A 15,657-nucleotide genomic window follows, 5' to 3' on the forward strand; every position below is an offset into this window, starting at 1 on the left:
CCAATGCGCCTCTCCGCCCCGTTCAGTAATCGGTTTTGATGTTCACGCCGACTTTCGTCAGGTCCTGTCCCGCCAGTTCATAGCTGACGGGCAGGTAGCCGTCCTTGATGACGACCTGCTGACCTTCCTGCGAGAAGACAAGCTTGAGGAACTCGCGGCGGAGCGGGTCCGGCGCCTGAGCGGGCGCGACGTTCACATACAGATACAGGAACCGCGCCAACGGATAATCCGACACGTTCGCCGGATCCGCCGGCACCGCGTCGCTCGATGCGTCCAGCGCCAGCGGAACGACGGCCACGTCGGCGGTCCGGTACCCGATGCCGCTGTAGCCGATGCCGAACTTGTCGGACGCGACGGCCTGCACGACCGACGATGAGCCGGGCTGCTCCTTGACCGAGTCCTTGTAGTCGCCCTTGAACAGCGCATGCTCCTTGAAGAACCCGTAGGTTCCCGAGGCGCTGTTGCGGCCGTAAAGACTGATGGGCTTGCTCGCCCATTCGCCGGTGAGTCCGACGTCGCCCCACGTGACGAGGTCTTTTTCCATGCCGCCCTTGCGCGTCTTGGAGAAGATGGCGTCGATCTGCTGAAGGGTCAGACCCTTTTGCGCGATCGGGTTGTCCTTGTTGACGTAGACGGCGAGCATGTCGATGGCGGTGCGGACCATGGTGGGCTTGTATCCGAAGCGCTGCTCGAAGGCGTCGATCTCGCTGTCCTTCATCGCCCGGCTCATCGGGCCGAAGTTCGACGCCCCCGCGATCAGCGCCGGCGGCGCGGTCGAACTGCCCTTGCCTTCGATCTCGACGGAGACGTTGGGGTAGACCTGCTTGAACTTCTCAGCCCAGAGGGTCATGAGATTGTTCATCGTGTCGGAGCCGACGCTCTTGATCTGCCCCGCCACGCCGGACGTCGGCTTGTAGTGCGGCAGATTCTCGTCGACGGCGACCTGGGCCCGCGCCATGGCGGGCATCGCCGCCAGCACCGCCGCGAACATAGCCCGTTGCATCCATTTTCCGATTCGTGTCATGTGCGAAGCTCCCATGGGACGCGCTTTGTCCTTTGAATTGTGAGCAATTTTACGAACATTCAGGCGTGCCCGCCAATGGGGCGGACGGGGCGGCGCAACGGGAACCGGCGGGGGTGGTGGCGTGAAGGCGGGGATGGATTTAGACTGATGGGTCGTGCTTGAGGTCTTTTCACCCGCCAATTCCATAACCAGGAGCTGATCATGTCAGATGCATCTTCCCGCCGGACATTCATCAAGCAATCGGGCGTGCTCGTCGCAGGCGCCGCGATCGCTTCCTCCATCAGCCGCGCGTCCTACGCCGCCGGCAACGACACGATCAAGTTCGCCCTGGTGGGCTGCGGCGGACGCGGCAGCGGCGCCGCCGATCAGATCATGAACTCCAAGGGCAACGTCAAGCTCATGGCCGTCGCCGACGCCTTCGAGAACAAGGCCCAGGACGCCATCAAGAATCTCTCGCGCAAGCACAAGGACAAGATCGACGTGCCGAACGATCGCGTGTTCGTCGGCCTCGACGCCTACAAGAAGGCGATCGATGCGGGCGTGGACCTGGTCGTGATCGCCACGCCCCCCGGCTTCAAGACCCCGCAGTTCGAGTACGCGGTCAAGCAGGGCAAGCACATCTTCTGCGAAAAGCCCATCGCCACCGACGCCCCGGGCGTGCGGCGGTTCATGGCGGCCGTCGAAGAATCCAAAAAGAAAAACCTCATGGTCGGCATCGGCCTTCAGCGCCACCATGAACCGCGCTACATCGAAACCGTCAAGCGCCTTCACGACGGCGCGATCGGCGATATCATCGCCCTGCGCGTCTACTGGGACGGCAACGGCATCTGGTACCGCAACAAGATGCCCGGACAGTCCGAGATGGCCTTCCAGTGCAACAACTGGTACCACTTCAACTGGGCCTGCGGCGACCAGATCTGCGAACAGCACATCCACAACCTCGACGTCGGCTGCTGGGTCAAGGGCGCTTACCCCGTCGAGTGCAACGGCATGGGCGGCGGCGAACAACGCATGGGCGGCGACCGCACCAAGAGCCAGATCTTCGACCACACCTTCTGCGAATACACCTTCCCCGACGGCACCAAGATGTTCAGCCAGGGACGCCACCTTCAGGGCGGATGGCAGAATGTGAGCGAATTCGCCCACGGCTCCAAGGGCACTTCCGACCCCAGCGGTTGGATCAAGGGCGAAAACAACTGGACCTTCAAGGGCGACAGCCCCGGCGGCCACCAGCAGGAACAGCTTGACCTGATCGACGCCCTGATGCGCGGCGAAATCTACAACGAAGGCGAATACGGAGCCAAGTCCACCTTCACCGCCATCCTCGGCCGCGAGGCCTGCTACTCCGGCAAGGTCCTCAAGTGGGACGAACTGCTCGCCAAGGGCACCGACCTGTGCCCGGGCATCGACACGTGGACCCTCGACTCCGCCCCACCCCCCACCGCCCGCCCCGACAAGGACGGCAAATACCCCTACCCCGTCCCCGGCCAGCACAATCCCTTCGCCTGAGCCGGACGCACAACCTGACGCACCCCGAAGCCCATGGCCTCACGCCATGGGCTTCTTGTTGCATGCGGCGGGTGTTCATGACCGCCGCTTCATGCGTTGGCATGCTGAAAAACGCGCGGCATTCAGAAGGCGTCGGGACGGGTGAGCAGGAGCAGGAGGTAGGGGGCGAGGGCGGCGGCGGTGAGGGAGAGGGACCAGAGGGCGAGCCAGAGGAGGCCGCGCCAGCGGCGGGACCAGATCAGGTAGATCGGAACGGTCAGGGGCCAGGTGAAGAGCATGATGATGCGGACGATTCGGCGGAGGGGCAGGTGCAGGCGGCGCGCATCGGCGGCGCAGGCGAGGACGATGATGATCGAGATGCTCAAGCGAAAGAGCAGGTCGATGGGCGCCGATGCGTCGCCGGCGGCCAGGTGGATGCCCCACGAGAGAAACAGAAAGTGGAGAAACGCGAGGTGGATTTTCAGGAAGGTCGCGTCGGAGGATGTGGGCATGGCGGGAACCCGGAAAGGGAAGTGCGGTAGGGATTGTCGCGGATCAGATGCGGGCGTGCAACCGAAGGCGGAAGGTTGAAGGGCGCGTCGGGCGGCGCGTCGAGCGGGGCACCGCAGTCGGGTGCGCCGGCGCGGTGGGTCATATTTCCCACTTGGCGCACCCGTGTTTCGCAATTCGCGCACGGGGAAGGCAAATTCGCCCCGTGGATGCGCACGAGTTTCCGTAAGTCCTTGATTGATCGCGCACGGGGCGCGCAGGCGCTTCCGCGGCGGTGCGCACCGGTCTGTCCGGTGCGCGCGGGATGAGGGATGTGAGCGGAAAATGCTTGATTTTGAGAGAGAAACGAAGGCGCATGAACGAGGTGAAAAATCGGGGGCGGGTGCGCCGGTGCGAATGGGGAATAGGCCCCAAAAGAAAGCCCGCCCCGTTGAAACGGGGCGGGCCGATGATTTTGGGAGTAATGGGCCGCGGATTACTCGGCGGGCTTGTCCGCGTCAGCCGGGGCTTGGGCGGTTTCCGGGGCGGGTTCGGACTTGCCGGCGCCTTTGCGGAGCTTGGCGGCGAAGGCGGTGCGGTTGTCCTGCTTGGCGCGGCGGTTGGACTTGGAGGTGTGGTTGTGACGCTCCTCGTCGCCGACGAGCTGGAGGACGACCAGATCGGAGCCGTCGCCGATGCGGTGACGGGCGAGCTTGATGACGCGGGTGTATCCGCCGGGTCGTTCCTTGAAGCGGGGGCCGAGCTCGTCAAAGAGCTTCTGGATGAGGGTTTTCTCATCGATGCGCTCTTCCTGGCCGCCCTTGATGACGTAGATCAGCTCGCGGTCGCCGACGATCGAGATCGCGCGGCGGCGGGAGGCGAGGTCGCCCTTGCGGGCGAGGGTGATGAGCTTGTCGACCATCGGACGGACGGCCTTGGCTCGGGGATAGGTCGTGGTGATCTGGCCGTGCTGAATAAGCGCGGCGGCGAGATTGCGGAGCGTGGCGAGGCGATGCTCCGAATCGCGTCCGAGTTTGATTCCACCGATGGCGTGTCGCATGACGTTACCCTTCCAGTGCGAAGCGTCGCTTCGCGATGAGTGCGTAAATTACTCGACGCCGACCTCTTCGTCGAAGTCCATTTCCGAATCGTCGGTCGAGTCGACGAGGGCGAGGCCCAGGTCGGCGAGCTTGCGCTTGATCTCGCGCAGACTGGTCTTGCCGAAGGAGCGGATCTTGAGCAGATCGCTCTCGCTGAGTCGGGTCAGTTCGCCGACGGTCTTGACGCCGGCGGAGTCGAGGCAGTTGTTGGCGCGGACGGACAGGTCCAGGTCGGCGACGCTCATGCTCAGCCTGCTCTCCTGCTCCTGCTCGGCTTCGACGGCGCTGACGGCGGACTCGCTGACGGTCTGCTCGCCCAGCTCGAAGTACTGCACGAACGGATTGAGGTGCTTGCGCATGACCTTGGCCGCTTCGACGAGGGCCAGTTCGGGCGTGATCGCGCCGTTGGTCCAGATTTCGAGGGTCAGCTTGTCGTAGTTGGTCTTCTGGCCGACGCGGGTGTCCTCGACCTTGTAGCGGACGCGGACGACGGGGGAGAAGATGGCGTCGACGTGAATGGTTCCGACCTGGCGCTCCTCCTCGCGTTCGGCGAGTTCGGAAGCGGGGACGTAGCCGCGGCCCTTCTCGACGGTGAAGTCGATGTCGAAATCGATTTCCTGCGTCAGGGTCGCGATGATCAGACTCTTGTTGAGGACGGTGATGGACGTGTCGGCTTCGATGAGGTCGGCGGTGACTTCGCCGGGGCCGGTCGCGCCGAGGGTCATGGTCTTGGGCTCATCGCCTTCGAGGGACACGACGAGGTTCTTGATGTTGAGGATGATGTCGGTGACGTCTTCCTGCACGCCGGTGATCGAGGTGAACTCGTGCGCGGCACCGGAGATTTTCACCTTGGTGACGGCGGCGCCTTCGATGGTGGACAGGAGGATGCGGCGGAGACTGTTGCCGACGGTGGTGCCCAGGCCGCGTTCGAACGGTTCAATGGTGAACTTGCCGAACGTGCCGGAATTGTTGGCGTCGGGGATGACACGGGTGGGAAGCTCGAGACCTCTCCAGCGAACTCGCATGGTCGTATTCCTTCAGTGCAGCAATGCCTTGGGGCGGTGTCGCTCCGGGTATCGGTGACGCAGGATCGGCTGCAACGATCAAGGTCCCTGCTGTCCGGGCGATGTATTCGTTGTGCGGAGTGGGGAGTTGGGCGTGTGGAGTGCTTTTCACTCCGCATTCCGCGCTCCACATTCCACGTTTATTTACACGCGGCGCTTTTTGCGGGGGCGGCAGCCGTTGTGGGGGATCGGGGTGCAGTCTTCGATGGCCGTGACCTTCAGGCCGTTGGCCTGAAGGGCGGTGACGGCGGATTCGCGTCCGGGACCGGGGCCCTTGATCTTCGCCTCGATCTCCTGCATGCCCATCTTCTTGACTTTGGCGGCGACGTTTTCCGCGGCGCGCGTGGCGGCGAAGGGGGTCGACTTGCGGGCGCCCTTGAAGCCGACGGAGCCGGCCGAGTCCCAGGCGAGCACCTCGCCGGCGGTGTCGGTGATGGTGATCTGGGTGTTGTTGAAGGTCGCCTTGATGTAGGCGATGCCGCGGGAGACGTTGCGACGGATTTTGGCTTTCTTGCTCATGAGGTCCCTCGAAGCTGCTGGCGCTACCACCGGGGTAGCTCACTTCGGTGTTTCGTTTCGTACGTTTGAACGCGCGGGGCAAGCCCCGCCGCTAAATGTTATTTCGTGACGCCCTTCTTGCCGGCGACGGTCTTCTTCTTGCCCTTGCGGGTGCGGGCGTTGGTCTGGGTGCGCTGACCGCGGACGGGCAGGCCGCGGCGGTGACGATCGCCGCGGTAGCAGCGGATGTCGCGCATGCGGGCGATGTTCTGGCTGATCTGGCGGCGAAGAGCGCCTTCGACCACGTAGTTGTTTTCAAGCACGTGGTTGAGCTTGGCGATTTCGTCTTCGGTCAGCTTGTTGGCGCGGAGCTGTCCGTCGATGCCGACTTCCTTGAGGATGTCATCAGCGAACTTGGGCCCGATGCCATAGATGTACCGCAGGGAGATGCGGACGGGCTTGTTATCGGGGATGTCGACACCTGAGATACGAGGCATTTGTTGCTCCTTGGGCAATCACGCCGCAAGCGGCGTCGCTAAACAATCAGCCCTGCCGCTGCTTGTGCTTGGGGTTGGTGCAGATGACCCGCACGACGCCCTTGCGGCGGATGACTTTGCAGTGCTCACAGATCCGTTTGACGCTGGATCGGACTTTCATGACTTACCTTCCAAACGCGGGGCGTGGCCCCGCCGCTAAACGATGTCGATTCAATGCCGATACGTGATTCGGCCTTTGGTCAGGTCGTACGGGCTGATCTCCACCGTGACCTTGTCGCCGGGCACGATCTTGATGTAGTGCATCCGCATTTTGCCCGCCAGATGAGCCAGCACCTCGTGCCCGTTCTCAAGTTTCACCTTGAACATCGCATTCGGCAGTGCATCGAGCACTTCGGCTTCAATCTGGATTTTGTCTTCTTTGGCCATGCTGTTCCGTACAAGTTTCTTAAAGCGTCAGCACGTCGCAGCCGTCTTCCGTCACGGCGATCGTGTGCTCGTAGTGCGCCGCCGGCTTGCCGTCGACCGTCACCACTGTCCAACCGTCATCCAGCGTCCGGACCTGCTCGCTGCCCAGTGTGCACATCGGCTCCACCGCCAGCACCATGCCCGGCACCAGATCAATGTCGTGCCGGATCAGCTCGCGGCTGACAAAGTTCGGCACCTTCGGCTCCTCGTGCATCACCCGGCCGATGCCGTGACCCACGAAGTCCTTGATCACCCCCAGGCCCAGCGACTCGGCGTGACGCTGCATCTTGCGCGCCACGTGAGACCACTTGGCCCCGGGCTTGATATTCTCGACCGCGATCCGAAGCACATGCTCCGTCGCGGCACATAGCTTCTTGGCCTCCGGCGAAACCTGCCCGACCATGATCGTCGTCGCAGAGTCGCCGCACCATCCATTGACCCGCACGCCGAAGTCGATGCTCACCACATCGCCTTCCTTGATCACGCGCGGTCCGGGTATCCCGTGCACCACTTCGTCATTGACGCTGATGCACGTGTACGCCGGGAAGCCCTCGCCTTCGTTATACGTGGGGTACCACTTGAAGAGGCCCACGGCGCCGGGGTGCTCGGCGATTGTCTTGCCCGCGATGGCGTCCAGCTCGCCCGTCGTCACACCCGGCACGCATGCCGCTCTGCAACGCTCGAGCGTCTGTCGCACCAATTGGCCGGCCCGGCGCATCTGCTCGATCTCTTGGGACGATTTCAAGCTGATTGCCATAACCACGCCATTGGTCCTCGCGTCGACCACGCACCACCGGACCCACCGATCGGCGCGAAGCATCTATTTTAACCACGTTCAGCGGCGTCTTCCACCGAACGCGCGTCCCTTTCCGTGAGACTTCTTACGATCCGCGTGCTCCGCGGATGCGGCTCCCGGCGGTCTCGCCGCCGAGGAAACCACGGTAATTGCGCATCAACAGGTTCGCCTCGATCCGCTGCACGAAGTCCAGCGCCACGCTGACCGTGATCAGCAGGCCCGTGCCGCCCAGGAAGCTCGAAACGAAGAACGGGATGCCGAACGCCCCGCTGATGATCGTCGGGACCACGGCGATGACGGCCAGGAACCCGCCGCCGACGTAGGTGATCCGCTCCATGACTTTTTCGAGATAGTCGGCCGTGCGCGGGCCCGGACGCAGGCCGGGGATGAAGCTGCCGTGATCACGGAGCTGCTCGGCCATTTCATGCGGCTGGAACTGCACGCTCGTCCAGAAGTACGAGAAGAAATAGATCAGCCCGACATACAGGAGCACGTACAGATAGTTGTACCGGCCCATGGACAGTTCGTTGGCGAAGAACCCGAAGAAGCTCTCCCACCAGTGCCACTCCTGCGCCTTGCCGACGTTGGTGAGCCAGGGCAGAAGCATGGCGGGGATCATCATCAGGGAACTGGCGAAGATGATCGGCATCACGCCGCCGTGGTTGACGCGAAGGGGCAGATAGCTGCGCTGTCCGCCGTAGACGCGCCGCCCGCGGGTGTGCTTGGCCTGCTGCACCGGAATGCGGCGCTGGCCCTGCGTGATGAGCACGGTGCCGGCGACGACGAAGAGGAAGGCGGCGATGAGGAAGATCACCTTCATCGGGTCCATGGTCTTGGTGGCGTCGCCGGTGGCGGCCAGCTCAAAGTTGGCGGCGACCCAGTGCAGGGCGCCGGGCATTTTGGAGATGATGCCGGCTGTGATGATCAGCGAGGCGCCGTTGCCGATGCCGTACTTGTCGATCTGCTCGCCGAGCCACATCAGGAACATCGTCCCGGTGGTCATGCCCAGGATGCCGCAGCCCCAGAAGGTGAACGAGTACTCGAACCCGGGGTAAACCAGGTGCGAGCGGAGGAAAAACTGCATATAGAAGATGGACTGAATCAGGCAGAGGGCGAAGGTGGCGTAGCGCGTGTATTCCTGAATCTTCTGCCGGCCCGCGGGGCCTTCCTTCTGCATCTGCTTGAGCGGCTCATACACGGTGGCCAGAAGCTGGAAGATAATGGCGGCGGAGATGTACGGCAGGATGCCCAGACCGAAGAGCGTCGACTGACCGAGCGCACCACCGGTGAAGATGCTGATGAAGTTGGCCAGATCGCCCAGCGCGGTGCCCTGCTGTTTGGCGAAGAGGGCCTTAAGCTCGTTCTGATCGACGGCGGGCAGGGGAATCCAGAAGCCGATGCGATAGATGACGAGCATTCCGAGCGTGAACAGGAGTTTGTTCCGCAGGTCGGGGATCTTGAAGATGTTGAGAAAAGCCTGAAACATCGCCGCTCACTTATGCGCTGGGTTGGGCTTTGGCCTTCATGCTCACGACGTTCGCCGAACCGCCGGCCGCTTCGATCTTGACGCGGGCGGCTTCGGAGAACTGGTTGGCGGACACGGACAGTTTCTTGGTGATCTCGCCGTTGGCCAGGACCTTCAGGGGCATGCCGTTGTCGGGGACGAGGCCGGCCTTGATGAGGGCGGCGGGATCGACGGTGGCGCCGGCGTCAAAGAACTGCTCCAGGTCCGAGACGTTGATGACGTTGAAGCGGACGGTGAAGTTGGCGTTGTTGAAACCGCGCTTGGGGATGCGGCGGAAGTAGGCCATCTGGCCGCCTTCACGGGTCGCGCGGATGGAGCCGGAGAAACCGGAGCGGGACCCGGCGCCCTTGACGCCGCGGCCGGAGGTCTTGCCGTGGCCGGACCCGATGCCGCGGCCGACGCGCTTGCGACGCTTGTGCTTGCCGACGAGCTTGGTGATGTCGTGAATCATCATGGCGGTGGTCTTTCAGTCAGTCGATTCTTTTGCAATTCGATCAGAGACACGCGGGGCGATGCCCCGCCGCTAAACAGTTACTCGGCGGCCGGTGCTTCGCCGGCGCCGGCGCCATCGGCGGGCGCTTCGTCACGACCACGGCCTCGGCCGCGACCGCCGCCCTGCTTGCCGCCGCGACCCTTGCCCTTCTCGGCCTTCTTGCCCTGCGGGCCGCGCGGCTTGTTGGGGTCGGTCTTGACGGCCGTCACGTAGCGGCGACCGGCTTCGATGACTTCCTCGACGCGCGAGGTGCCGAGCTTGACGCCGCGCAACTCTTCGATCGTCGCCTTGGTGCGAAGCTGGAGCAGGCCTTCCATGACGGCCTTGGCCAGGTTGCGCTGGTTCGTCGAACCCGTCGCCTTGGTCAGAACGTCATGCAGACCGGCCATCTCGAGCACCGCGCGGACGGTGCCGCCGGCGATGACGCCCGTACCGGCGGAGGCGGGGACGATCTTGACGGTCGAAGCCAGGAAGCGTCCGGTGACGGCGTGCGGCACGGTGCCTTCCTGGAGGATGACGCGGTGGAGATTTTTCTTGGCGTCCTTCTGGGCCTTCTCGATGGCGGCGGGAACGCCGGGGGCCTTGGCGTAGCCGAGGCCGACGCGTCCGTTGCGATCGCCGACGACGACGAGGGCGCCGAAGCTGAATCGGCGGCCGCCCTTGACGGTCGAGGAGGTGCGGTAGATGCCGATGGTTGTGGACTCTAGTCCACCGGATTCTTCTAAGAACTCTGCCATGGTGTTGCCGTTTCCAGGTTCGAGTGAATCAGAGCGTGATCGATCAGAACTTCAGGCCGCCTTCGCGGGCTGCTTCAGCCAGGGCCTTGACGCGGCCGTGGAACCGGTAGCCGCCGCGGTCGAAGGCGACGGTTTGGACGCCCGCCTCTTTGGCCCGCTCGGCCAGCGCCTTGCCGACCTCGGTCGCCGCGGCGGTGTTGGAGCCCTTCTCCAGCGCCTTGCTCGAGGCGGCGGCGAGGGTCTTGCCCTGCACGTCGTCGATGATCTGAGCGTAGATGTGCTGGTTGGAGCGGAAGACGCACAGGCGCGGGCGCTCGGTCGTGCCGAAGAGGCGCTTGCGGATGCCGTAACGACGGCGGGTGCGACGGATTGTTTTCTGAGCGTGTTTGTCCATGGTCGTAACCTTTGTCGTGCTCTAACAGGGGGCCGATTAACCGCCGCCGCCGGCGAACGCCTTGCCTTCCTTGCGGACGATGACTTCGTCGACGTACTTGATGCCCTTGCCGTTGTAGGGTTCGGGCTTGCGCTGGGCGCGGGCGGCGGCGGCGAACTGGCCGACGGCCTGACGATCAGCGCCGGTGACGGTGATCTTGTTGCCATCGACGGCGACCTTGACGCCGGCGGGCACGGCCACGTAGCGCGTGTCCGCATAGCCGACGACGAGGGCCAGCTTGCCGCCCTGAAGCTTGGCGGTCCAGCCCACGCCGTTGACCTCCAGCTCCTTCTTGAAGCCCTTGGTGACGCCGGTGATCATGTTATTGATCAGGGCGCGGGTCAGGCCGTGGTACGCCTTGGTCTGCTTCAGGTCATTGGCGCGTTCGACGCGGACCTGCTTCTTGTCGGCGTCGACGATCACCTTGACTTCGGGGCGATGCTCATAGGTGAGCGTCGCGTCCTTACCTTTGACGGTGATCATGCGTCCGGCAAGCGTGACGGTCGCGCCGCTGGGCAGATCGATGGGTTTGTTTCCGATGCGACTCATGATTCGACTTTCCGTGTGTTATTCGACGGTGGCCAGCAGTTCGCCGCCGACGCGTTTTTCGCGTGCCTGGCGGTCCGAGAGAATGCCCGAGGAGGTCGAGACGATGGCGATGCCCAGGCCGTCGAGCACGCGGGGCAGGTCATCGACGCCGCGGTAGACCCGGGCGCTGGGGCGCGAAACGCGCTGGACCTTGTGGATGACCTGTTCGCCGCGCGAGCCGTACTTGAGGTTCACGCGGAGCAGGCCCTGTCCGGTGCCGTCGTCGATGGGGTCGAACCCGGCGATGTAGCCCTCTTCGGTGAGGACCTTGGCGATGCCGGCGCAGACCTTGGACTGGCGGATCATCACATGGTCGGCCTTGTTGCGGACCGCGTTGCGAATCCGGGTGAGCATGTCGGCGATGGGGTCGCTCAATGACATTTCGTATCGTCCTTAGATGCGGGGTCGGGGGTCAGGGGTCGGGGATCGGGGTTGGCATCGGGGCTGATCCCCGATCCCTGATCCCGTGTCTTACCAGCTTGCCTTACGCATGCCGGGGATCTTGCCTTCCAGGGCCAGTTCGCGGAGTTTGATGCGCGAGATCTTGAGCTTGCGGTACACGCCGCGCGTCCGGCCGGTCAGGGCGCAGTAGTTGTGCAGGCGGGTCGGGCTCGCATCACGGGGCAGGCGCGCCAGACCGGCGTAGTCGCCCGCTTCCTTGAGCTGCTTGCGAAGAGCGCGGTACTTGTCGACCGTCTTCTGCACGCGATCCATACGGGTTTTCAAGCTCTTTACGGACATTGCATCAAGCTCCAGTTAGCTCAGTTGTTTTCCGGTTTGACAAAGGGCACGCCCATCTCGGCCAGCAGGAACTTGCTCTTCTGCGCATCGGAGTTCTCGAACACGAAGTTGAAGTTCATGCCATGGCTGTACTGGGCGTCGGCCATGTTGATTTCGGGGAAGATGCCCTGTTCGGTCACGCCGAACGACCAGTTGCCGCTCTTGTCCATGCCCTTGTCGGAGAGCCCGCGGAAGTCCTTGACGCGCGGGATCGCCAGTGAAAAGAGCCGGTCGAAGAACTCCCACATGCGGGCGCCGCGGAGCGTCACCATCGCGTGCGTCTCATAGCCCTCGCGGACCTTGAAGTTCGCCACCGACTTGCGGCTGGCGATCATCACGGCCTTCTGACCGCTGATGGCGGCAAGGTCATTGAGCACCTGCTCACGGACCTGCGGGCGGATCTTGGTGCCGTCGAGCTCCTTGCCCATGCCGCAGTTGATCACGATCTTCGTGAGCCGCGGAAGGGCCAGGCGATTCTTGATGCCGAATTTCTCGGCCACCTTCGGCGCCACTTCCTTGTTGAACTTTTCCTTCATGCGTGGAGGCATGATCGTGTCCTTTTTGAATCACGCCGCGAGCGGCGGCGCTAAACGGTCGGCCTCTTTCAGCGGGCCTTCTTAAGGGTACTGAGCACATCGCCGCCCTTGACGGCGAGGCGGACCTTGGAGCCGTCGGCTTTCGTCTCGAAACGGACGCGCGTGGGCTTGTTGGCCGAGGGGCTGATCGGCGAGACGTTGGAGATGTGAATGGGCATCTCCTTGTCGACGCGCCCGCCCTGCGGATTGGCCTGGCTGGGGCGCACGTGCTTCTGACGCACATTGCGGCCCTCGACGACGACTTTCTGGTTCTTGACATCGACCTTGAGGACCTTGCCGGTCTTCCCGCGTTCGTTGCCCGCGGTGATCATGACGATGTCGCCTTGTTTGACATGCTGAGGCATCAGACCACCTCCGTGGCGAGCGAGACAATCTTCATGTAGCCCTTTTCACGCAGCTCGCGGGCCACCGCTCCGAAGATACGCGTGCCGCGCGGCTCGCCTTCCTTGGAGATGATGACCACGGCGTTGCGATCGAAGCGGACGTAGCTGCCGTCGGCGCGCTTGGTCGGATAGGAGGTGCGGACGACGACGGCCGTGCACACTTCGTGCTCCTTGACTTCGCCGTTGGGCAGCGCCTTTTTGATCGCGACGATGCACCGGTCGCCGATGTCGGCGGTCGTGCGGGTGAACTGTCCGCGGCCGGTCGAACCCTTGAGCACGCGGATGATCATCGCCGTCTTGGCGCCGCTGTTGTCAGCGACATCGACTCTGGCTTCTGCCTGAATCATTGACCTTCACCTCCGGCGGGGGCCTTGGTCACGATGCGGACCAGCCGCCAGCATTTGGTCTTGGAAATCGGACGGCAGGGCACGATCTCGACCGTATCCCCGGCGTGCGAGAGGTTCTCCGGGTCGTGCACATGGAACACGCTGCGGCGCTTGACGTACTTGCCGTACTTGGCGTCGCGCTGCTTGAAGGTCGTGACGACCTTGCGCGTCGTCGAGCACTTGTCGGAGACGACTTGCCCGACGCGGGCGCCCTTGAGGGGCTTACGGGCCTGAGTTGCGGTTGCGGGTGAAGTCATGACTTAGCGGCCTCCGACTGCCGAATCTGGCGCGCCCGCTGCTCGGTCTTGAGCCGGGCAACGTCGCGGCGGGTTTTGCGAATCTGGCTCGGGTCTTCGAGCTTTTCCGTCACGGCCTGACTCTTGAGATCGAAAAGGTGACGCTGGAGGCGATCCGTTTCGATCTGCAATTCCTCGGCCGACATCTTGTGTGCTTCTTCAGCTTTCATGGTCGTACTCTTTGGGTCATCAGACGGTGTGACGGCGGCTGATCAAGCGGGTCTTGACCGGCATCTTGTGGGCGATACGCGCCATCGCTTCCTTGGCCAGGTTCTCCGGCACGCCGGCGATCTCGAAGAGCACCGTGCCGGGCTTGACCACCGCCGCCCAGTAATCCGTGTCCGCCTTGCCCTTGCCCATTCGGGTTTCCAAGGGCTTCTTGGAGATGGGCTTATCCGGGAACACGCGGATGTAGATCTTGCCCTGACGACGCAAAAAGTGCGTCGCCGCCACGCGGCCCGCTTCCAGCACGCGCCCGCTCACCCACGCCGTGTCCAGCGACTGCAATCCGAATTCGCCGAACGCCACGTAGTTGCCGCGCGTCGCGTTGCCCTTCATCTTGCCGCGCTGCTGCTTGCGGTACTTGACTCTCTTGGGCATCAATGCCATGGTTCGAACTCCGTATCACACGCCTTAAGCGGCGTCGCTGAACAGTTAATGGCGGCCACGAGCACGCGGACGGGCGCCGGCCGCGCGGCTGGCATATTCCTCAGGCAGCGCCTGACCGTACATGCCCTTGTAGATCCAAACCTTGCACCCGATCGCGCCGTAGGTCGTGAACGCCTCGGCAATCCCGTAGTCCACGTTGGCCTGAAGCGTCTGAAGCGGAATCGAGCCCAGACGAATCTTCTCGGTGCGGGCGATTTCCGCGCCGCCCAAGCGACCGGCGATCTGGATCTTCACACCCAGCGCCCCCGCCGCCATGCACGCGTCGGCACGCATCTTCAGAACGCGGCGGAAACCCGCACGCTTCTTAAGCTGCTCCGCCACGCCTTCGGCAACGAGCTTGGCGTCGAGGTCGGCGTTCTTGATCTCGACGATGTCGATCGAGACCTTGCGGCCGGTCAGCTTCATCAGGTCGCCGGTAAGCTGCTCGACGCCCGCGCCCTTGGGTCCGATGACCAGGCCGGGGCGAGCGGTCTTGATGATGATCTTGAGTTCTTCGCGGGTGCGCTCGATGTGGATGTCCGACACGGCCGCGAAAGGCGGACGGCGGTTGAGCACATCGTCGCAGTACTTGCGAATCTTCTCGTCTTCGACCAGAAGCTGCCCGTAGAGCACCTTCGGAGCGTACCAGCGGCTGCGGTGCGCTTCGGTGATGCCGACTCGGAAACCAAATGGATGCGTCTTCTGTCCCATGTTTACCTTTCGTCAACACTCACATGAATGTGGCTGGTGCGCTTCATGATCGGGTGCGCCCGGCCGCGGTCCTTGGGCTGGTGGCGCTTCATGACCGGGCCTTCGTCGACGCGAGCGATCGTGACGACCAGCTTGCGGACATCGGCCTCGGCCTGGTCAGCGTTGGCCTTGGCCGACAAGAGCACCTTCTTGACCAGGACGGCGGCGCGCTTCTTGGAGAACTCAAGCTGCGTCAGTGCCTTGTCAAGCGGCTTGTTTCGGATCAGACCGGCGACCAGCCGCGCTTTGCGCGGGCTGATGCGGGCGAATTTGTGGGAGGCGTTGTAAGCCATGATTCAATGCTCCGGTGCTCAAAGCCCAGCGATCAGGGCGTGGCCTTTTCCTTGATGCGGTGACCTTTGAAGGTCCGCGTGAAGCTGAATTCGCCGAGTTTGTGCCCGACCATGTCTTCGGTCACGAACACGGTGTTGAAGATGCGGCCGTTGTGGACTTCGAAGGTGTGACCGACGAACTCGGGCACGATCGTGCATCGCCGGGCCCAGGTGCGGATGGGCGCCTTGCGGCTCTGCTGGTTCAGAATCTCGACCTTGCGGTAGAGCTTCTCGTCCACGAACGGTCCTTTTTTGACGCTGCGTGCCATGCGTTGCGTTCCTTATCCGA

Annotated in this window: 26 protein-coding genes; 1 reads left to right on the top strand and 25 read right to left on the bottom strand. The window is 63.3% G+C overall.

The window, feature by feature from the left end; translation table 11 throughout:
- Positions 1-22: 22 nt before the first annotated feature.
- Positions 23-1,003 carry a phosphate ABC transporter substrate-binding protein PstS family protein gene (gene pstS / locus GC162_00895; GenBank protein MBI1367188.1) on the bottom strand — a complete coding sequence of 327 codons (981 nt, stop codon included), beginning with the start codon at positions 1,001-1,003 and terminating at the stop codon, positions 23-25.
- A gap of 222 nt (positions 1,004-1,225) precedes the next feature.
- Here pstS and GC162_00900 point away from each other — a divergent pair, with 222 nt between their 5' ends.
- On the top strand, positions 1,226-2,533 hold the full coding sequence (locus GC162_00900; GenBank protein ID MBI1367189.1) for a twin-arginine translocation signal domain-containing protein: 1,308 nt from the start codon (positions 1,226-1,228) through the stop codon (positions 2,531-2,533).
- A gap of 122 nt (positions 2,534-2,655) precedes the next feature.
- Here the strand turns inward: GC162_00900 and GC162_00905 are convergent, their stop codons facing one another.
- From GC162_00905 to rpsS, 24 genes are all read right to left on the bottom strand, one after another.
- Positions 2,656-3,024: a hypothetical protein gene (locus GC162_00905; GenBank protein MBI1367190.1), complete on the bottom strand. Its 369-nt coding sequence runs from the start codon at positions 3,022-3,024 to the stop codon at positions 2,656-2,658.
- A 473-nt stretch (positions 3,025-3,497) separates the two neighbouring features.
- A complete protein-coding gene (locus tag GC162_00910; GenBank protein MBI1367191.1) occupies positions 3,498-4,061 on the bottom strand; it encodes a 50S ribosomal protein L17 in 564 nt (187 codons plus the stop codon).
- Positions 4,062-4,109: 48 nt separating this feature from the next.
- Complete coding sequence (locus GC162_00915; protein MBI1367192.1) at positions 4,110-5,126, bottom strand: DNA-directed RNA polymerase subunit alpha; 1,017 nt, start codon at positions 5,124-5,126, stop codon at positions 4,110-4,112.
- A 183-nt stretch (positions 5,127-5,309) separates the two neighbouring features.
- Positions 5,310-5,684, bottom strand: coding sequence for a 30S ribosomal protein S11 (rpsK, locus tag GC162_00920; GenBank protein ID MBI1367193.1), 375 nt, complete (start codon positions 5,682-5,684; stop codon positions 5,310-5,312).
- A 98-nt stretch (positions 5,685-5,782) separates the two neighbouring features.
- Positions 5,783-6,160: a 30S ribosomal protein S13 gene (gene rpsM / locus GC162_00925; protein ID MBI1367194.1), complete on the bottom strand. Its 378-nt coding sequence runs from the start codon at positions 6,158-6,160 to the stop codon at positions 5,783-5,785.
- A gap of 46 nt (positions 6,161-6,206) precedes the next feature.
- Entirely contained in the window at positions 6,207-6,320 is a 114-nt protein-coding gene (gene rpmJ / locus GC162_00930; protein MBI1367195.1) for a 50S ribosomal protein L36, read from the bottom strand.
- 50 nt (positions 6,321-6,370) lie between these two features.
- Entirely contained in the window at positions 6,371-6,586 is a 216-nt protein-coding gene (gene infA / locus GC162_00935) for a translation initiation factor IF-1 (protein ID MBI1367196.1), read from the bottom strand.
- Positions 6,587-6,605: 19 nt separating this feature from the next.
- Positions 6,606-7,382 carry a type I methionyl aminopeptidase gene (gene map, locus GC162_00940; GenBank protein ID MBI1367197.1) on the bottom strand — a complete coding sequence of 259 codons (777 nt, stop codon included), beginning with the start codon at positions 7,380-7,382 and terminating at the stop codon, positions 6,606-6,608.
- A gap of 124 nt (positions 7,383-7,506) precedes the next feature.
- Positions 7,507-8,907, bottom strand: a complete 1,401-nt coding sequence (gene secY / locus GC162_00945) for a preprotein translocase subunit SecY (protein MBI1367198.1) — start codon at positions 8,905-8,907, stop codon at positions 7,507-7,509.
- Between the two features lie 10 nt (positions 8,908-8,917).
- Positions 8,918-9,400, bottom strand: coding sequence for a 50S ribosomal protein L15 (locus tag GC162_00950; GenBank protein ID MBI1367199.1), 483 nt, complete (start codon positions 9,398-9,400; stop codon positions 8,918-8,920).
- Between the two features lie 77 nt (positions 9,401-9,477).
- Entirely contained in the window at positions 9,478-10,176 is a 699-nt protein-coding gene (locus tag GC162_00955; protein ID MBI1367200.1) for a 30S ribosomal protein S5, read from the bottom strand.
- Between the two features lie 43 nt (positions 10,177-10,219).
- Positions 10,220-10,570, bottom strand: a complete 351-nt coding sequence (locus tag GC162_00960) for a 50S ribosomal protein L18 (protein MBI1367201.1) — start codon at positions 10,568-10,570, stop codon at positions 10,220-10,222.
- Between the two features lie 36 nt (positions 10,571-10,606).
- Positions 10,607-11,158, bottom strand: a complete 552-nt coding sequence (locus GC162_00965) for a 50S ribosomal protein L6 (GenBank protein ID MBI1367202.1) — start codon at positions 11,156-11,158, stop codon at positions 10,607-10,609.
- An 18-nt stretch (positions 11,159-11,176) separates the two neighbouring features.
- Positions 11,177-11,578, bottom strand: a complete 402-nt coding sequence (rpsH, locus tag GC162_00970; GenBank protein ID MBI1367203.1) for a 30S ribosomal protein S8 — start codon at positions 11,576-11,578, stop codon at positions 11,177-11,179.
- Between the two features lie 90 nt (positions 11,579-11,668).
- Positions 11,669-11,938: a 30S ribosomal protein S14 gene (rpsN, locus tag GC162_00975; GenBank protein ID MBI1367204.1), complete on the bottom strand. Its 270-nt coding sequence runs from the start codon at positions 11,936-11,938 to the stop codon at positions 11,669-11,671.
- Between the two features lie 20 nt (positions 11,939-11,958).
- A complete protein-coding gene (rplE, locus tag GC162_00980) occupies positions 11,959-12,525 on the bottom strand; it encodes a 50S ribosomal protein L5 (protein MBI1367205.1) in 567 nt (188 codons plus the stop codon).
- 56 nt (positions 12,526-12,581) lie between these two features.
- The gene (locus GC162_00985; GenBank protein ID MBI1367206.1) at positions 12,582-12,917 is read right to left on the bottom strand and encodes a 50S ribosomal protein L24; all 336 of its coding nucleotides are present in this window, start codon (positions 12,915-12,917) and stop codon (positions 12,582-12,584) included.
- Complete coding sequence (gene rplN, locus GC162_00990; protein MBI1367207.1) at positions 12,917-13,303, bottom strand: 50S ribosomal protein L14; 387 nt, start codon at positions 13,301-13,303, stop codon at positions 12,917-12,919. The genes GC162_00985 and rplN overlap by 1 nt, the downstream gene beginning before the upstream one ends.
- Entirely contained in the window at positions 13,300-13,599 is a 300-nt protein-coding gene (gene rpsQ / locus GC162_00995) for a 30S ribosomal protein S17 (GenBank protein MBI1367208.1), read from the bottom strand. The genes rplN and rpsQ overlap by 4 nt, the downstream gene beginning before the upstream one ends.
- Complete coding sequence (locus GC162_01000) at positions 13,596-13,808, bottom strand: 50S ribosomal protein L29 (GenBank protein MBI1367209.1); 213 nt, start codon at positions 13,806-13,808, stop codon at positions 13,596-13,598. Before GC162_01000 ends, rpsQ begins: the two co-directional genes overlap by 4 nt.
- A gap of 19 nt (positions 13,809-13,827) precedes the next feature.
- Positions 13,828-14,247: a 50S ribosomal protein L16 gene (rplP, locus tag GC162_01005; protein MBI1367210.1), complete on the bottom strand. Its 420-nt coding sequence runs from the start codon at positions 14,245-14,247 to the stop codon at positions 13,828-13,830.
- A 45-nt stretch (positions 14,248-14,292) separates the two neighbouring features.
- Positions 14,293-14,997: a 30S ribosomal protein S3 gene (rpsC, locus tag GC162_01010; GenBank protein ID MBI1367211.1), complete on the bottom strand. Its 705-nt coding sequence runs from the start codon at positions 14,995-14,997 to the stop codon at positions 14,293-14,295.
- Positions 14,998-14,999: 2 nt separating this feature from the next.
- A complete protein-coding gene (locus GC162_01015; GenBank protein ID MBI1367212.1) occupies positions 15,000-15,329 on the bottom strand; it encodes a 50S ribosomal protein L22 in 330 nt (109 codons plus the stop codon).
- A 32-nt stretch (positions 15,330-15,361) separates the two neighbouring features.
- Positions 15,362-15,637 carry a 30S ribosomal protein S19 gene (gene rpsS / locus GC162_01020; GenBank protein MBI1367213.1) on the bottom strand — a complete coding sequence of 92 codons (276 nt, stop codon included), beginning with the start codon at positions 15,635-15,637 and terminating at the stop codon, positions 15,362-15,364.
- Between the last annotated feature and the right edge of the window lie 20 nt (positions 15,638-15,657).

Source organism: Planctomycetota bacterium (assembly GCA_016125255.1).
Classification (GTDB): Bacteria; Planctomycetota; Phycisphaerae; order Phycisphaerales; family Zrk34; genus RI-421.

What these genes read in the sequence shown, in the direction of transcription:
- GC162_00905 (MBI1367190.1), bottom strand. Translation starts at nt 3,024, where the DNA reads ATGCCCACATCCTCCGACGCGACCTTCCTGAAAATCCACCTCGCGTTT.
- GC162_00955 (MBI1367200.1), bottom strand. Translation starts at nt 10,176, where the DNA reads ATGGCAGAGTTCTTAGAAGAATCCGGTGGACTAGAGTCCACAACCATC.
- rpsK (MBI1367193.1), bottom strand. Translation starts at nt 5,684, where the DNA reads ATGAGCAAGAAAGCCAAAATCCGTCGCAACGTCTCCCGCGGCATCGCC.
- GC162_01015 (MBI1367212.1), bottom strand. Translation starts at nt 15,329, where the DNA reads ATGGCTTACAACGCCTCCCACAAATTCGCCCGCATCAGCCCGCGCAAA.
- GC162_00965 (MBI1367202.1), bottom strand. Translation starts at nt 11,158, where the DNA reads ATGAGTCGCATCGGAAACAAACCCATCGATCTGCCCAGCGGCGCGACC.
- GC162_00910 (MBI1367191.1), bottom strand. Translation starts at nt 4,061, where the DNA reads ATGCGACACGCCATCGGTGGAATCAAACTCGGACGCGATTCGGAGCAT.
- rplE (MBI1367205.1), bottom strand. Translation starts at nt 12,525, where the DNA reads ATGCCTCCACGCATGAAGGAAAAGTTCAACAAGGAAGTGGCGCCGAAG.
- rplP (MBI1367210.1), bottom strand. Translation starts at nt 14,247, where the DNA reads ATGGCATTGATGCCCAAGAGAGTCAAGTACCGCAAGCAGCAGCGCGGC.
- pstS (MBI1367188.1), bottom strand. Translation starts at nt 1,003, where the DNA reads ATGCAACGGGCTATGTTCGCGGCGGTGCTGGCGGCGATGCCCGCCATG.
- rpsN (MBI1367204.1), bottom strand. Translation starts at nt 11,938, where the DNA reads ATGTCCGTAAAGAGCTTGAAAACCCGTATGGATCGCGTGCAGAAGACG.
- infA (MBI1367196.1), bottom strand. Translation starts at nt 6,586, where the DNA reads ATGGCCAAAGAAGACAAAATCCAGATTGAAGCCGAAGTGCTCGATGCA.
- rpmJ (MBI1367195.1), bottom strand. Translation starts at nt 6,320, where the DNA reads ATGAAAGTCCGATCCAGCGTCAAACGGATCTGTGAGCACTGCAAAGTC.
- secY (MBI1367198.1), bottom strand. Translation starts at nt 8,907, where the DNA reads ATGTTTCAGGCTTTTCTCAACATCTTCAAGATCCCCGACCTGCGGAAC.
- rpsC (MBI1367211.1), bottom strand. Translation starts at nt 14,997, where the DNA reads ATGGGACAGAAGACGCATCCATTTGGTTTCCGAGTCGGCATCACCGAA.
- rpsM (MBI1367194.1), bottom strand. Translation starts at nt 6,160, where the DNA reads ATGCCTCGTATCTCAGGTGTCGACATCCCCGATAACAAGCCCGTCCGC.
- GC162_00960 (MBI1367201.1), bottom strand. Translation starts at nt 10,570, where the DNA reads ATGGACAAACACGCTCAGAAAACAATCCGTCGCACCCGCCGTCGTTAC.
- rpsH (MBI1367203.1), bottom strand. Translation starts at nt 11,578, where the DNA reads ATGTCATTGAGCGACCCCATCGCCGACATGCTCACCCGGATTCGCAAC.
- map (MBI1367197.1), bottom strand. Translation starts at nt 7,382, where the DNA reads ATGGCAATCAGCTTGAAATCGTCCCAAGAGATCGAGCAGATGCGCCGG.
- rpsQ (MBI1367208.1), bottom strand. Translation starts at nt 13,599, where the DNA reads ATGACTTCACCCGCAACCGCAACTCAGGCCCGTAAGCCCCTCAAGGGC.
- rpsS (MBI1367213.1), bottom strand. Translation starts at nt 15,637, where the DNA reads ATGGCACGCAGCGTCAAAAAAGGACCGTTCGTGGACGAGAAGCTCTAC.
- GC162_00950 (MBI1367199.1), bottom strand. Translation starts at nt 9,400, where the DNA reads ATGATGATTCACGACATCACCAAGCTCGTCGGCAAGCACAAGCGTCGC.
- GC162_01000 (MBI1367209.1), bottom strand. Translation starts at nt 13,808, where the DNA reads ATGAAAGCTGAAGAAGCACACAAGATGTCGGCCGAGGAATTGCAGATC.
- GC162_00900 (MBI1367189.1), top strand. Translation starts at nt 1,226, where the DNA reads ATGTCAGATGCATCTTCCCGCCGGACATTCATCAAGCAATCGGGCGTG.
- GC162_00915 (MBI1367192.1), bottom strand. Translation starts at nt 5,126, where the DNA reads ATGCGAGTTCGCTGGAGAGGTCTCGAGCTTCCCACCCGTGTCATCCCC.
- GC162_00985 (MBI1367206.1), bottom strand. Translation starts at nt 12,917, where the DNA reads ATGCCTCAGCATGTCAAACAAGGCGACATCGTCATGATCACCGCGGGC.
- rplN (MBI1367207.1), bottom strand. Translation starts at nt 13,303, where the DNA reads ATGATTCAGGCAGAAGCCAGAGTCGATGTCGCTGACAACAGCGGCGCC.